The 14,955-nt window shown below is 44.5% G+C and carries 17 protein-coding genes; 4 read left to right on the plus strand and 13 right to left on the minus strand.

Annotated elements, in window-relative coordinates:
* Nucleotides 1-7: 7 nt before the first annotated feature.
* The 3 genes from SFC66_RS11960 to SFC66_RS11970 form a co-directional block, all read right to left on the minus strand.
* Entirely contained in the window at nucleotides 8-154 is a 147-nt protein-coding gene (locus SFC66_RS11960) for a teichoic acid D-Ala incorporation-associated protein DltX (RefSeq protein WP_411218957.1), read from the minus strand.
* A gap of 14 nt (nucleotides 155-168) precedes the next feature.
* Nucleotides 169-840: a response regulator transcription factor gene (locus SFC66_RS11965; RefSeq protein WP_411218958.1), complete on the minus strand. Its 672-nt coding sequence runs from the start codon at nucleotides 838-840 to the stop codon at nucleotides 169-171.
* Between the two features lie 79 nt (nucleotides 841-919).
* Nucleotides 920-2,665, minus strand: coding sequence for a sensor histidine kinase (locus tag SFC66_RS11970; protein ID WP_411218959.1), 1,746 nt, complete (start codon nucleotides 2,663-2,665; stop codon nucleotides 920-922).
* Between the two features lie 195 nt (nucleotides 2,666-2,860).
* Between SFC66_RS11970 and SFC66_RS11975 the strand changes: the two genes are divergently transcribed.
* Entirely contained in the window at nucleotides 2,861-3,475 is a 615-nt protein-coding gene (locus tag SFC66_RS11975) for a cupin domain-containing protein (RefSeq protein WP_411218960.1), read from the plus strand.
* 58 nt (nucleotides 3,476-3,533) lie between these two features.
* Here SFC66_RS11975 and SFC66_RS11980 read toward each other — a convergent pair whose 3' ends face one another.
* Nucleotides 3,534-3,965, minus strand: coding sequence for an RrF2 family transcriptional regulator (locus SFC66_RS11980; protein WP_411219114.1), 432 nt, complete (start codon nucleotides 3,963-3,965; stop codon nucleotides 3,534-3,536).
* A gap of 161 nt (nucleotides 3,966-4,126) precedes the next feature.
* On the opposite strand from SFC66_RS11980, the gene hmpA reads away from it, so the two are divergent.
* Nucleotides 4,127-5,302 carry an NO-inducible flavohemoprotein gene (gene hmpA, locus SFC66_RS11985; protein ID WP_411218961.1) on the plus strand — a complete coding sequence of 392 codons (1,176 nt, stop codon included), beginning with the start codon at nucleotides 4,127-4,129 and terminating at the stop codon, nucleotides 5,300-5,302.
* 40 nt (nucleotides 5,303-5,342) lie between these two features.
* On the opposite strand, the gene SFC66_RS11990 is transcribed toward hmpA, so the two are convergent.
* Nucleotides 5,343-5,771, minus strand: a complete 429-nt coding sequence (locus SFC66_RS11990; protein WP_411218962.1) for an Rrf2 family transcriptional regulator — start codon at nucleotides 5,769-5,771, stop codon at nucleotides 5,343-5,345.
* Nucleotides 5,772-5,919: 148 nt separating this feature from the next.
* Between SFC66_RS11990 and SFC66_RS11995 the strand changes: the two genes are divergently transcribed.
* Nucleotides 5,920-6,561, plus strand: a complete 642-nt coding sequence (locus SFC66_RS11995; RefSeq protein ID WP_411218963.1) for an NAD(P)-dependent oxidoreductase — start codon at nucleotides 5,920-5,922, stop codon at nucleotides 6,559-6,561.
* A 38-nt stretch (nucleotides 6,562-6,599) separates the two neighbouring features.
* On the opposite strand, the gene SFC66_RS12000 is transcribed toward SFC66_RS11995, so the two are convergent.
* The 5 genes from SFC66_RS12000 to SFC66_RS12020 form a co-directional block, all read right to left on the minus strand.
* A complete protein-coding gene (locus SFC66_RS12000; RefSeq protein WP_411218964.1) occupies nucleotides 6,600-7,109 on the minus strand; it encodes a type 1 glutamine amidotransferase domain-containing protein in 510 nt (169 codons plus the stop codon).
* A gap of 79 nt (nucleotides 7,110-7,188) precedes the next feature.
* A complete protein-coding gene (locus tag SFC66_RS12005; RefSeq protein WP_411218965.1) occupies nucleotides 7,189-8,484 on the minus strand; it encodes a CitMHS family transporter in 1,296 nt (431 codons plus the stop codon).
* A gap of 126 nt (nucleotides 8,485-8,610) precedes the next feature.
* Nucleotides 8,611-9,315 (minus strand): response regulator, encoded by a 705-nt coding sequence (locus SFC66_RS12010; RefSeq protein WP_411218966.1) that lies wholly within the window; start codon nucleotides 9,313-9,315, stop codon nucleotides 8,611-8,613.
* Complete coding sequence (locus SFC66_RS12015) at nucleotides 9,281-10,921, minus strand: ATP-binding protein (RefSeq protein WP_411218967.1); 1,641 nt, start codon at nucleotides 10,919-10,921, stop codon at nucleotides 9,281-9,283. Before SFC66_RS12015 ends, SFC66_RS12010 begins: the two co-directional genes overlap by 35 nt.
* A 112-nt stretch (nucleotides 10,922-11,033) precedes the next feature.
* Complete coding sequence (locus SFC66_RS12020; RefSeq protein WP_411218968.1) at nucleotides 11,034-11,807, minus strand: SDR family NAD(P)-dependent oxidoreductase; 774 nt, start codon at nucleotides 11,805-11,807, stop codon at nucleotides 11,034-11,036.
* A gap of 136 nt (nucleotides 11,808-11,943) precedes the next feature.
* Here SFC66_RS12020 and SFC66_RS12025 point away from each other — a divergent pair, with 136 nt between their 5' ends.
* Nucleotides 11,944-12,540: a TetR/AcrR family transcriptional regulator gene (locus SFC66_RS12025; RefSeq protein WP_411218969.1), complete on the plus strand. Its 597-nt coding sequence runs from the start codon at nucleotides 11,944-11,946 to the stop codon at nucleotides 12,538-12,540.
* Between the two features lie 30 nt (nucleotides 12,541-12,570).
* On the opposite strand, the gene SFC66_RS12030 is transcribed toward SFC66_RS12025, so the two are convergent.
* The 3 genes from SFC66_RS12030 to srlE are packed head-to-tail and all read right to left on the minus strand — an operon-like array spanning nucleotide 12,571 to nucleotide 14,943.
* Nucleotides 12,571-13,509, minus strand: a complete 939-nt coding sequence (locus tag SFC66_RS12030; RefSeq protein WP_411218970.1) for a sugar-binding transcriptional regulator — start codon at nucleotides 13,507-13,509, stop codon at nucleotides 12,571-12,573.
* Between the two features lie 51 nt (nucleotides 13,510-13,560).
* Entirely contained in the window at nucleotides 13,561-13,917 is a 357-nt protein-coding gene (locus SFC66_RS12035) for a PTS glucitol/sorbitol transporter subunit IIA (protein ID WP_411218971.1), read from the minus strand.
* Between the two features lie 12 nt (nucleotides 13,918-13,929).
* Complete coding sequence (srlE, locus tag SFC66_RS12040) at nucleotides 13,930-14,943, minus strand: PTS glucitol/sorbitol transporter subunit IIB (RefSeq protein WP_411218972.1); 1,014 nt, start codon at nucleotides 14,941-14,943, stop codon at nucleotides 13,930-13,932.
* Nucleotides 14,944-14,955: the final 12 nt, after the last annotated feature.

The raw sequence follows: 14,955 nt of genomic DNA on the forward strand, positions 1-14,955 counted from the left end.
TCTCCAATTAAAAATCGTTATAGATGTAGTTGCCTGTATTGGCCGTATGAAAGCCATACATGAAAAACAAGGTGATCAGAATCGCCAAATAAAAACAAGTGTGCAGCACAAAGCGAACACCTGCATGTCCATACAGTTGCTTGAGTTTTTCCATGTCTTTTCTTCCTTTTATTCGAATTTATATCCTGTCCCGATGACAGTCCGGATATGATGTGATTCTGCTCCAAGCTTGGCCCGCAGCTTTTTGATATGGGTATCCACCACTCGACTATCGCCTTCGAAGTCGATGCCCCACACATGATTCAAAATTGTTTCACGTGAAAGGACGTTATTTTTATGCTGAAGCAGGAGCAGCAAAAGATCATATTCCTTCGGCGTCAGCTCGACTTGCTGGCGATCCAGTTCCAAGTTGCGTGATTTCGTATTGACGACAGCTTGACCGAAACTGATCATATGTCCACCTGGCAAGTATTGCTCTGTTGCACGTTTCATCAGTGAATTAGCGCGTGCAACCAATACTTTCGGACTAAACGGTTTGGTTACATAATCATCGGCTCCAAGCTCAAATCCATGAATCTTATCATTATCACTCGACTTGGCTGTCAACAGGATGATCGGGACACCGGATCTGGAGCGAACCTGCTTTGTCACAGCAAATCCATCCATTTTCGGCATCATGATATCCAAGACGACCAAATCCGGGTAAATGGCATCAAACCAGTCGATTGCACTGCTGCCATTATCCGTTTCATGCACTTCCCAGCCGTCCATTTTGAAATAATCCGCCACTACTTCCCGGATCCGTAATTCATCCTCGACAAGCAGCACTTTTTTCCCCATTGCGAATCCTTCCTTCCACCTTATATACATAAATTAACAAGCTCATATGTCTTTTATGTGTCCTAATAAGCACTTTTTCCTATCTATTGGAGAAACGAACGAAAAAGCGCACACCATCCGACGTATTCTCGACACCATAGCTGAATCCATGAAGATCAAGAATTTGCTGTACGATTGCCAGACCAAGCCCTGTACCGCCAGTCATCCTGCTTCTGGAGGATTCAGTCCGATAAAAGCGAGTCCAAATCTCAGCAAGTTGCTCTTCTGGTATCTGCAGTCCTTTGTTTTCGACCATGAACACACTGCAATCGGCATCCTGATCCGTTTCGATATGAATAGCGACAATGGAATCCGGGTCGCTATGACGAACGGCATTGATAAGCAGATTTCGGATCACACGCTCCATCCATTCGTAGTCAGCCAGAATCGGCTTTTCATTTTTGGTTACCACTTCAATGGGAACTCGTTTTTCTTTTGCCATGCAATATAACTTATCCGATACATCCTCTGCCATTTCACTTACTAAGAAGGACGACTTCCTGAGTTTGATTGCCCCATTCTCAAGCTTTGCCAAATCCAGCATATCCCCGATCAGAACTTCCATCTTGTCCGACTCTTCGATGATGACTTCCATATAATGATCCTGTTTATCAGGGCTGATACCGTCCTGCAGTCCTTCAGCGAAGCTCTTGATGATACTGAGCGGCGTCTTAAGCTCATGGGAGGCATTTTCGAAGAATTCCCGTTGTGCCATTTCCATTTGTTTTCGTTTCTCCATATCTTGCTTCAGCTTGCCATTGGCTTGCTTTAAGTCTTCCAAAGCACGATCCAAGTTTTGTGCCATGATAAGCATGTTATTGGACAGACTCCCAAGTTCGTCCTTTTGCTTGATTGGTTTCACCGAACCAAAATCCAGATGCACCATCTTCTTTGCCATCTCATTCAGCTTGATCAGCGGACGACTTACAAGACGAGAGTAAATCAAGGAAAGCAATAGAATGAGGACGAAGCCAGCAATACCGATATAAAGGTAAAATACACGCAGTGCTTCATTGGTATCTTTGGTTTCCTGCAGGGATGTCACCGAGAACATGTACTGCATTTCGCCGTCTTTTTTGATTGGTGCAATAAGTACCAAGTTATGCTTCCCGCTCCACGGTTCCACCCAGTCCAGTTGCTGACTCTCTCCATTGTTCAGTTTCTTCAGCAGACTTTCATCGAGCGGGAACCATTCCAGCAGTGCATCATACAGGAGACCCACGCCTCGATTCCCCATACCGCGGGGCAGTGAAATACTTTTCACTTTTCCTTGAATCGTTCTTTCATTTTCTTCCAGATGCTCACCGACACTGTCTTGGTCCTTGGTGATGACAGATGGATAGAAGACCGTGCTAAGCGACGCATCACTTTCGCCATCCATGGTCAAAGTATCACCTTTTTTAATCCCGAGCGACTTCAATTCCTTGCCGTAATCCATGACGAATAAAGATAATCCCACTTCCAGTACGCTTCCATCTTCTGTCTCCAGCATGATATGGAAAGGATCCTGAACAAGCTGATATCCTTCTGCATCAACAACCGTGACTGGGCTTTTCGTCTCCTCGATATAAGAAAGCGTGTGTTCCGTCAGCTCTTTTGCACTCCATGCATCATCTTCATACCCTTGAGCTAATTCCTCCAGATACTCAGCAGCTTCTTTCGTCTTATAGTGCTGATAAAAGCTATCAAAAAACACAAGCTGAAATATCATGATCATCACATAAAATGCCACAAAAATTAAAGCTGTCACCGCAAACAGCTTTAAAGTAATGCCTCGTTTTTTCATTCGATACTCCTTTATGTCATACAGCATTCGATAGTACTTACTGTAAATTATGGATATGTTTTTTATGTGTCCGCTGCTAACTTTCACCAGCGTACATCCTTTTTCATAAGAAAGGAACCTTTTTTTGTAAAATCCAATCACTTGTCCATTGCATACGCTATCTTCGAATCATTCCAACTGAAAAGAGGCGAAGATATGGGCAAGGACAATACGTACATGGACTATACAAAAAACAATGTTCAATATTTCAGTGATATAAGCAAAAACCGTTTGTTCACAAGAAATAGTCAAAATTATATCAATAGGCTCGGCAGGGATGTCTTGAACACACTCGGAAACGTCTCCCTGCTTGATATTTATTTGAGCAACGAAAAGACTGTCGAACCGCATTATCATCAAAATGCGGCTGAACTTGTTTATTGCATCAGCGGATCGGCTCGTGTTTCGCTGATCAACCCGTTTACGAATGAAGTGGAAAACATTCGAATCACTCGCGGCCAAGTTGCGAATATACCACAGGGCTGGTGGCATTGGGAAACGGCGGCAGAGGATCAAACACATCTGCTCGCCATTTTCGACGCACCGTATCCGGAATATATATTCGGCTCCGATATCCTGGCCAAAACACCTGCAGAAGTGCTGGCAAAAACGTATTGTCTGGACAAACAAAAGCTGCAGGATGCACTGCGTCCGCTTAACAATCAAACCATCATCATCGGCCCGCCAGACGAGTGCAGTCAAAGATCCGATGAGTCACATGATACCAATTCACCGATTTACGACGGCTATCATCATTACCGCTTTAAATAAGAACAGCCTCTCCGGCGCCGGAGAGGCTGTTTAAAATATAAGTACCATTCCACTTTTCTCATCGCAGCAGCATCCTTAAGTCCGCTGCATTCCCCAGCATATCCTTGAGCGTGTATGCATCCAGCACCTGCAAATAAGCATGCAGCGCTTTTCCGAGCACGCCTCTCAAACCGCACACGGAAGCAATCGGACAAGTGTTATTTTCACGGTTGAAGCATTCAACCAGGTGAAAATCATCCTCCATTTGCCGCACGACGGCCCCGATATTGATATCTTCCGGGTCGCGAGCCAGTTTGATGCCGCCTGAGCGGCCCCTGACTGCTTCAATGTAGCCAGCCTGCCGCAGTTCATGCGCTACCTTCATCAAATGATTTTTGGATATATTATAAGCTGTCGCGATTTCCTGGATCGTCGCCAGTTCGTCTCTTTCTTTTGTTCCCAGATAAAGAAGGATCCGCAGGGAAAAGTCAGTATACATCGTCAATCTCATCTTGTTCATATCCTCCTCTTTCAAAGGATTATAGCATAACTGACGGCATGTTTGGACATATAGAGGATGTGACACTTTTGTTAAAGTGGTATTTTAAATATATCTTTTATCCTCCATTCGTTTTATGATAAAAGCAGACCACTTGAAAGAAGGAATTCAACATGCTATCACAAGAAACGATTGACATCATCAAAAGCACTGTACCTGTCCTTGAAAAACATGGAACTCAAATCACAACCGTTTTTTACGAAGAATTGTTCAAAGCCAACCCTGAGCTTTTGAATATTTTCAATCATGCCAACCAAGCAAGAGGTAAACAGCAGACTGCGCTTGCCAATGCCGTCTATGCTGCTGCTGTCCATATCGATAAATTGGAGGAAATCCTTCCTACTGTCGTACAGATCGCCCATAAGCACGTCAGCTTGGGTGTAAAAGCTGAACATTATCCTGTTGTAGGCGAATACTTACTTAAAGCAATCAAGATGGTTCTAGGAGATGCTGCGACACCAGAAATCCTGAAAGCATGGGAAGAAGCATATGGCGTCATCGCTGATGCCTTCATCGGTGTCGAAGCGAATATGTATGAAGAAAATGAGAAGAAAGAAGGCGGCTGGGCGTTCTTCAAAGATTTCGTTGTCGAAAAGAAAGTACAGGAAAGCGATGTTATCACGTCCTTTTACTTAAAACCTGCTGATTCTGACATTTTGCCTGATTTCGAAGCTGGTCAGTACATTTCGGTTCGTGTATCGATTCCTGGCGAGAAATATATGATGATCCGCCAGTACAGCTTGTCCAAAACACCGTCATCCGATATGTTCCGAATTTCAGTCAAGAAAGAAAACGATAATAACCCAGATGGAAAGGTCTCTGTATTCTTGCACGAACAAGTGAAAGAAGGAGACAAATTGGAAGTGAGTGCACCTGCAGGTGATTTCACATTAACAGGCGTTTCCGATAAACCTGTCACTTTCATTGCTGGCGGCGTGGGTATCACACCGATCATGAGTATGCTGGAAACATTGGCAGCGAAGGATCCAAATCGCGAAATCGTCTTCCTTCAAGCGGCACGTACACCGGGTTATGCTGCCTTCACGGAGCAAATCCAAAGCTTGCAGGAAAAGATGCCTAACCTGACATACGAGACATATTTTGAAGATAATAGAATCGATGAAACTGTCCTCAAAGATAAAGTAAACAGTGATAGTGATGTTTACGTTTGTGGACCAGCTGGTTTCATGGCATTTGTCATCTCAACTTTATTCCATTCCGGATTCAGCAATGAACAAGTTCATTTTGAATTCTTTGGTCCAGCAGCTGATTTGTCAAAAGCTCAATAATACACAAAATAAGCGCACTGCCTCGGCAGTGCGCTTGTTTTCAATTATCCTGTTCGTTTATGCTTTGCACAATATCTTGGATGGTCACATGTGCCAGCGCTTTTTCCATAGCTGCCTGTGCACCGCTGAAAATCGGAAGCACTGCTGCTTGGATATTACGACCTACCGTACATTTTGGATTGGGGTTGCCATGGACACTGAATAATTCATTTTCCGGAACTGCTTCCACGGCCTTATATACATCAAGCAGCGTAATGCTGTCCAGCTCCCGAGCAAGTTCCGCTCCTGCCACACCAGGTCTTACCTTTACTAATTCTGCTTTTTTCAACATTCCCATGATTTTTCGGATGACAACAGGGTTTGTATTGACACTGGAAGCAATGAACTCAGATGAATTCACTTCTTCTCTATTCACTTCCAACAGCGTCAGTATATGAATACCAACCGAAAAACGGCTGCTTATTGACATAATGTCCAGCTCACTTTCTTATAAATTACTCTTTCTATAGTATAACGCAAAAATGAACGGGTAAATGGAATGTGTTGACAGTTTTTTACCTGTAACTTAGCATATTACATGTATATATCTGAATCACAAGATTAAAGGAGGAAGAAACATGAAAATCGGCGTCATCGCTGCAACAGGCAAAGCAGGCAGCCTCATTACGAAAGAAGCAGTGGATCGCGGCCATGAAGTGACAGCGATTGTCCGTAATCCAGCCAAACTTGAAGAAAAAAGCATCCAGGTGATTGAAAAGGACATTTTCGACATCAAGACAGAGGATATCCAGAACTTCGATGTACTCGTCAATGCTTTCAATGCACCATCAGGTCAAGAAGAACAGCATATCACAGTTGGACGCATTTTGATTCAAGCATTGAAGGATGCACCTTCCACTCGCCTTTTCGTTGTTGGCGGCGCAGCAACATTATTCACGGATAATGATAAAACAACACGCTTGCTCGATACGCCTGACTTTCCTGAAGGTGCCTTTCCTACAGCTTCCAATATGGCAGAACATCTAAAAGAGCTGGAGAGCAGCGAGGGTATCGAGTGGACGTTTCTCAGTCCAGCGGTTTTCTTCGATCCAACTGGAAAACGGACCGGCAGCTATCAAGCTGGCGGTGATGTGATGATGGTAAACAAGCAAGGCGAAAGTTATATCAGCTATAGCGATTACGCGATTGCAGTGCTGGACGAAATCGAAAAACCAGTACATCCAAATGAACGTTTTTCCGTCGTTGGTGAAAAAGCATAAAGAAAAGGCGCTGGACCAATTGGTCCGGCGCCTTCTTCTTATTTCAACAGATTCAATGATTCGCGGTTGAATGCTTCCAAATCATCAGGTGTTCTGCTTGTTACGATGTTGTGGCTTACGACTACCTCTTCATCTTTGTAGTTCGCACCAGCATTGATCAAGTCTTTCCGAACACTGCGATATCCTGTGATATCCTTGCCCTTAAGCAAGTCTGTGTCGATCAATACTTGCGGACCGTGACAGATTGCGAATACAGGCTTTTCGTTTTCCACGAAAGCTTTCGCGAATTCACCAGGCTGGTCATCCCCGCGAAGCAAATCAGGAGAAAATCCTCCAGGAATCAATAATGCATCGAATTCACTTGCATCCACATCGGAAATAGCTTTGTCGATTTTCACTTTCTCACCGTGCTTGCCATTCACTTCTTTACCGGCTTCGAACTCAATGTTTACGACACTGTGGCCAGCTTCTTCGTATGCTTTTACCGGACTTGTATATTCGATATCTTCAAACTCATCTGTGATTAAAACTGCGATCTTTTTGCTCATATATAGTCCTCCTCTTAAAAACTCTAAGATAAGACTAACAGATGCATTCCAGTTTATTCAACTATCGTGCTCAGATGATTCATCCGATGCTGATGACTCCGAATATAAGTGCTGCAATCGTCATCACGATGGTCGAACCGAATGCCCATAGCATCGCATACCGCTGCAACTCCCCGAATTGGATGCCAACCATCCCGATTAAAAGATGCGCTGCTGCGACAAGCGGACTCAGCACGTGGACTGGCTGACCGAGCAAAGCCGCACGCCCGATTTCGACTTTGCTGACACCATAAGCCTGGGCAGCTTCGGCCAGAATTGGCAGCACACCTAGATAGAATGCATTGTTGGACATGAAGAAAGTGAACGGTGCACTGATGATGGCAACGATGACAGCCAAATATGGAGACATGAATTCCGGGATGATGGATACAAGTGTATTCGCCATCGCATCAATCATTTCGGTACCGCTCATGATACCAGTGAAAATACCTGCTGCTATAACGATCGTTGTCACGGCCAAACCATTTTTGGCATGTGCTGCCATGCGTTCCTGCTGATCTGCCATACGCGGATAGTTGATCATAAGTGCGACAGCAAAAGCAACCATGAACAGAATTGTCAATGAGATGAAATCAAGGATAAGGCAAACGAGCAATAGCAGCGTAAGCAAAAGGTTCACCCATACAAGTTTCGGACGGCGATATGCAGGCACTTCTTCTGCTGCGCCGATTTCCCGCATCGTTTGATCATCTAGCTTGACGACCCCTAGACGCTTTCTTTCTTTTTTACCAAGGATGAATGCTACTGTGATCGCATAAACAAGGCCTACTCCCATGACCGGAATGATCGGTATGAATAGTTCGGATGCTTCAAGATTCAAAGCAGCCATCGCCATTGCCGACGCGCCGCCCCATGGTGTGATATTCATGACACCCATTGACAGCATGGCAACGGTCGCCAAAATCAAACGATTCATGCCGAGGCGTTTATAAAGAGGAAGCAAAGCTGAAACAGTGATCATGTAGGTTGTTGTACCGTCACCGTCAAGCGCCACCATCATGGAAAGGATGGATGTACCGACAACGATTTTCATCGGGTCCCCTTTTACCACTTTCAAAATGAAATTGATAAGCGGATCAAACAGTCCGGCATCAATCATGACACCAAAGTATAAAATCGCAAACAAAATCATAATTGCAGTCGCTGCAATACCTTCGACACCCTCAAGCATCATCGGTCCAAGCGAAGTGGTGAAGCCTCCGATTATACCAAACAAAATAGGTATCAGTGTCAACGCCACGAGTGGCGAAAGCTTTTTGGACATGATCAAGAACATGAATACAGCTACCATGGAGAATCCTAGCAAAGATAACAAAACAAAGCCCTCCTTCAGACAGCGCTTATTGTTAGCGCTTTCATTTGAAAGAAGTGTAACATTCTGTTCACAAATTGCACAGTTTACTTACATTAAGTGTATTTTTTTCATTTTTTTCACGGTGATTCAAGAAGAGTTTTGAGCTATGTACTTATATTTGCGTACAGGTCTGCCTACAGTTCCATAGCTGATTTCCACCTGTGCTTCTTCCCTGGACACCATATATTCCAGGTAACGACGGACAGTGGAGTGGCTGACTCCGACCTTGGCAGCTACTTCTTCCGCTTTTTCACCATTCTGCTGTTCCCTCATGACACGTCGAACCAGCTCAAGCGTATGTCGGTCCACGCCTTTTGGATATCTTTCTTCATTATCTGATGCTTCTGCCATATGTAAGCTAGGATGAAAAAAAGCATCCACCTGCTGCTGACCAACTTCATTGCCGGACAGCAGTTCTTTCTTATAAGCTGCATATTCCTGCAGCACATGCTGGAATCTGTCTCCATCCACTGGCTTGATCAAATAACTATACACGCCTCCGCGCATAGCCTCCCCGACTGTATCCGTATCATTTGCAGCCGTAAGCAGAATCACGTCCGCCCTGCGGTGATGCTGCCGGATATACCAAAGGATTTCTATGCCATTCATATCCGGCAAGTAAACATCGAGCAGCACTACATCAGGCTGCAAGGCCTGCAATAGACTTTTCGCCTGCTCACCAGTTTCCGCAACACCGATCAGACGATACCCCTCCAGCTGATTAAGATAATTTTGAAATATAATGGAGGTTTCCACATTATCTTCCACGATCAGAACGTTCATCCGATTCATTTTCCACGCTTCCTTTCGGCAGAACAATCGTCGCAAGAGTCCCCCCTGCTTCGCTGTCTCCATAATACAGGGCTCCGTTCAGTTTCCTGATTGCAGCTTGCACGATGGTAAGCCCTATCCCGTGCCCATCGCCAGCATCTTTCTTTGTGGAATACCCATCCATCAGCACAGATTGCTTTTCCTTTTCGGTCAGCATCTTGCCATTGTCTTCTATATCGAATACCACTTCTTGCCCTAAATCGGTAAATGAAAGCAATACCTTCCCCCCTGCTCCTTTGTACTTCGAAGCAGCTTCCAGCGCGTTCTCCAGGATATTCCCAACGATCGTCACGATTTTTTCGGCTGCTTCTGGTCGGAGATCGATGTTCAGACTGCTGCTTTCATCGATTAACAAGCTCACTTTCAATTCTTTGGCGCGATTGAACTTTCCTAACAGAAAAGCAGCAAGCAAAGGTTCTTTGATGTTTGTCATCAACAGATTGACAACGCTCTGCTGCTCTTCCACTTCTTCTGAAATAAGTGCAAGTGCCTTGTCATATTCCTGCAGTCGAATCAAACCGTATAATGTATTCAGCTTGTTCATGAACTCATGATTGGAAGCACGCATTTGATCTGATTGCTGCTTCATCTTTACGATTGTCTCTGCCACATCGATTACTTCCGTTTCAGGGCGCAGCGTGAATACGACTCCAAGTGTCTCGTTCGCTTCTTTGATTGGGGAAGCGTCCACAATGTAAATATCGCCAGCTACGTATGTATATTTATTATAACGACCCTGCCCATCTTCCAACACTGCTTGGTAAAGCATTTGCAGATTCGTCTGATCGATTGCATCTTCCAGCACTGATTTTTGCTTGAATATCTCTTTGGCCCTTCGATTGATCGACGTAATATGCCCCTTCCGATCGATGGCAATGGTAGCATCCTTAATAGATGCTAATGTCGTTTCTTTTTCTTTGAATAAGAAGGAGATTTCTTCCGGCTCCAATCCATAAATCAACTTCTTCACTCGTTTTGCCACTAGATAAGCACCTAGCAAACCAATCATGAAAATCAGCAGGAACCAAATGATCACTTCCTGCAAATAAGAATAAATCTGATCATTCAGGTTCTGTGTCAAAAATCCGACGGATGCTACACCAATGATCTCTCCAGCTTCGTTTTTAACCGGCGTCTTCGCTTTGACTGCATAACCCGATACACCATATCCTTCATAAATGACTTCCTTGCCCTCCTCCAAAACAGGGTCGTTGCTCGTTTGTGTCGGTTTCCCGATTCTATCCGGTTCAGGGTGTGATATTCTGATACCATCCGTATCTGCGATGACAACATAATCCGCACCGCTGTTCTGCTGGATTTTCAACGACTCAGCCTGAATGATAGCATCATCATCCCTTTTCTCTAAATGCTCTAAGATCGTGTCGTCTTTAGCAGCAAGTTTTGCCACAGCCATGGCCGTACTGCCTGCATCCTCCTCCACGATTTCATCCACCTTCCTGACGAATAGAGCGCTTACAAATAAAAGGCTGACTACCAATAATATTGTAATCAACAGGACAATTTGACCAAGCAAACCAAAGCGGAATCTCCGAAGCACTCTCTTCATATTAATTGTCCCCTTCATGCTCTTCTTCTATTATCATACTATTTTATAATGATAGAAAGAAGAAAGCGCATAAAAAAAGACATCCACTTTTAAAAGTGGATGCTCTGTATCGTTATCTGCTTGTATAACCCGCATCGGCATGAATCGTCGTACCAGTCACATAAGATGCCTGATCAGACGCCAGCCATAGGCTTGCTTGAGCAATTTCTTCCGGCTGACCAAATCTGCCAAGAAGGCTGAGTTTCGGTGCAAATTCTTCTTCAGTTTGTCCTGTTTCGATCAATGATCCTCTGAGCATCGGTGTATCGATTGCTCCTGGAGCAACTGTGTTGACACGGATATTCATTGGACCGTTTTCCATTGCTGCAACTTTCGTCATACCAACAACACCATGCTTCGCCGCAACATAAGCGATGTTATTCGGCTGCGGACGGAAGCCGCTGACAGATGAAATGTTGACGATGCTGCCGCCTTCGCCTTGCTTGATCATTTGCTGTAATTCATATTTCATACAAAGCGCTGTACCAGTCAAATCGACGGAGATCAATCTATTCCAGTACGCTTCATCGAATTCTGCTGCTGGTGCGTTGTCCGGTGTAAGTGCTGCATTGTTCACAGCAACGTCAAGACGACCATACTTCTCTACTGTTGCTTCCACCATCTGTTTTACTTGAGCAGAGTCGGATACATCGACTTTCACGAAATAAGCGGTTCCGCCCGCTGCTTCAATTTCTTCCACTGCGGCTTTCCCTTTTTCTTCGTTGAAATCTGCTACAACCACTTTCGCTTTCGCATCTGCAAAAAGTTTCGCCGTTGCCAGGCCCATCCCCATTGCTGCCCCGGTAACAATCGCCACTTTACCTTCTAAAACTGGAAATGTCATCATTTCTTCCCCCTTCATGTTCTACACTTACATTTTAAGCATAGAACAGTTGGATTCCCCGGGCAATATGCGATAATGGAGATAGCAAATTATCTTGAACAAAAAACATTATTTTGTTCAAAAAAGTGAGGAGAAATGAGTGAGCATCACCTATCCGGACAAACGCGTAGAAAAAACACAGCAAGCATTGAAAGATGCTCTGCTGCAATTGATGACAAAGAAGTCACTTCTTAAAATACACATCTCGGAAATCACGGAAGCAGCTGGTGTCAGCCGCGGAAGTTTTTATACGCATTATGATAAGAAAGAGGACCTTCTTGATGAATTATCGGAGGATATGCTTGATGAAATGACTATCGCTTTTCGGAAACCATACGAGAGATTGGGGACGATCGACTTCCGTAATCTTCCCCCAGTATCCATTGTCTTGTTTGATCACTTCTTAAAGAATGAAGCATTCTACCAATTGATGCTGGGAGATAATTCAGTAAATCTTTTCAAAGAAAAAATGACCGCACGACTTCATGGTTTATTCCGGACCGATTATGCATTTTACTTCCGTCAAATAGATGCCGAGATAGATTTGGATTTATTTTGTACCTATCGTATCCACGGCATGATCGGATTGATTGTGGAATGGATTCAAAGAGGATTCGATAAACCTGCATCATTCATGGCCGAGCAGCTGCTGCATATTTTACGATTCCATACAGAAAGCGTGATGATCAGGCATTAGAAAAAGGGTGCCGCCCTCTGGCACCCCCCCTTAGTTTTCCAAAAGCATACGAGCTGTAACATCATCAGTAATCAATACGTGAATTAGCTCAGCATCCAATGCCGCTTGAATCGCTTTGATTTTCTCTTGTCCGCTGGCAACGCCGATGACAAGCGGTATTTCTTTTACATGTTCCAAATCCATGGAAATCACTCGGTCATTCCAGTCATTATCCGAAGCGCGTCCATCTTCATTGATGAAATTGTAGCAAATATCGCCTACGACATTTTCGTATTCGATGACATCATTTGTTTGCTGCAAGTAGGATTTCACCATCGTGGAGTGTGCAGGTGTTCCGCCGATACCAACCAAAGCTATATCAGCCTTTGCACCTGCTTCGAAGATACTCTTGATGGAAGATTGATTGACGATGATTTCCTTCGCTTCTTTGGAATCTACCAATACTGGCGCGTGAAGAAGTTTACACTTCGCTTTCAGTACTTCCGCTAGTTTTGCTACGATTTGGTTCGCATGGATATCCACCCGCTCATCTCCCATGCCTCCTACCAGCGGAATGAATTTCAGTTCCGGAAAGTACTGACTGGATGTCATGGCCGTGGCAACTTCATATAAAGTCGTCCCCGAACTCACACCGATTGTTTGCCCGTTACGAACCATCCGAAGCAAATAATTACTGGCCGCTATTCCCAGCCTGGCTTTGGAATCATCACTCTCATTTGCTTCCACACAAATGACTTCCCGCAAGCCATATCGTTTTTCCACTTTTGATTCGAGTCCTGTAAATGGATGCTCATCCTGCTCATGAATGATGATCTCCACGACTCCAGCTTCTCTTGCCTTCGTCAAATATTTGGAAATAAGCGATCTGCTGACTCCAATGGCATCCGCAATCTCTGATTGTGTAGCGCCTTGTTCATAGTACATGTGGGCGATTTTCACTAAAAGTCTTCTATCTCCCAAAAGTGCCATCCTACCACCCTATCTTGTGGTTTAGCATAAAATATGCCATCTACCATTGTACTATTTAAATATGATTTTGCTACCTTCCTGAATGACCGGGAATATATGCGGGCTAGCAAATACAGCTCCTGGCAGCACTTCCCCCTCAGGTTCCGTGAAATAAATCGAGATATGTCCCAAGGTTTGCAAATTCTCATTTGCCGCCGATCCCACTTTCTCGATCTGGAACTCTTGTCCGTCAATGAGTAAAGCCCCACCTTCCTTGATTGCGTTCTCTTGTGCCCCTTGCTCCACTTGATGTAAAAACGAGATATCCTTCAATTCCGCTGGTGCTTCCATACCAAAAAGAATAACGATTTTATCTTCTTCAAACGCCTGTGCCATCGATCCGATTTCTTTTACTATAGTTTGATACATTGATTCTCCTCCTTAATACATGCCGAAGCTGGCAAAGTAAGCAATCACGACTGCCAAGACCCCCGTGATCAAACGACTATACAAGACTGCAGGTACACCATACTGCACAGTTTCGGGCTTTGCTTCACCCAAAGATAAGCCAACTGGTACGAAATCCGCACCAACTTGCCCATTGATGGCAAACAATGCCGGCAATGCAAATTGCGGCGGTATATTGCCGAGTGCTATTTGACTTCCGATCAATACGCCGATGACTTGGGCAATGACTGCACCAGGCCCGAGTACAGGTGACAGGAATGGCAGCGTACAAATAATGACGATGATGATCAATCCCCAAATCGAGCCGGCAAGCGGTGACATCGTATTGGCAATCAAATCCCCGATTCCTGTGTAATTGATGATTCCGATCAGCATACTTACAAACGCCATGAAAGGAATGATATTTTTAAGCAGCATGTCAATGGAATCCCGTCCTGCTTGATAGAAGACTCCTGTCACTTTCCCGATACCTTTTGAAAAACGCATCAGCCAGTTATCATTGCTGGATCGATGCTCTTCTTTCACTTTCTCATACTCTTCCCTGAACTCTTTCTTATCTGCAGTATTGAATCTTGCTTCTTCTTCCGCAGCAGCCGACTCTTGCACATCTTGCGCGTCTTCTGCAAAAGCTACTTCTTTTGGCGTAACACCGGAAACGAAGATATCTTCTTTGATATGTTTCGCTAACGGACCTGAAGGCGAGGAACCAAGGATATCAACGGTCGGAATGCGTTTCATCGGATATAGCCCGATTCTGGCTGTGCCGCCGCAATCGATCACCACACACATCATTTCGTCTTCAGGTACTGAATTTTTAAACCCATCCACTGCCTGGGTTCCTGTCATTTCTGCTATTTTTTCAGCTACAGGATGAATTCCTCCTCCTGTAATCGACACTACTTTCGTTTTCTTTCCTGTTGGCTCAATTCGGAGACCCGTTCCCCACCCGCCAGATCCTTTGCTGACAAATACCGCTTTATATCCCATGCTGATCCCTCC

Origin of the sequence: Terribacillus saccharophilus (assembly GCF_046592895.1) — a bacterium.
GTDB lineage: Bacteria > Bacillota > Bacilli > Bacillales > Amphibacillaceae > Terribacillus > Terribacillus saccharophilus_D.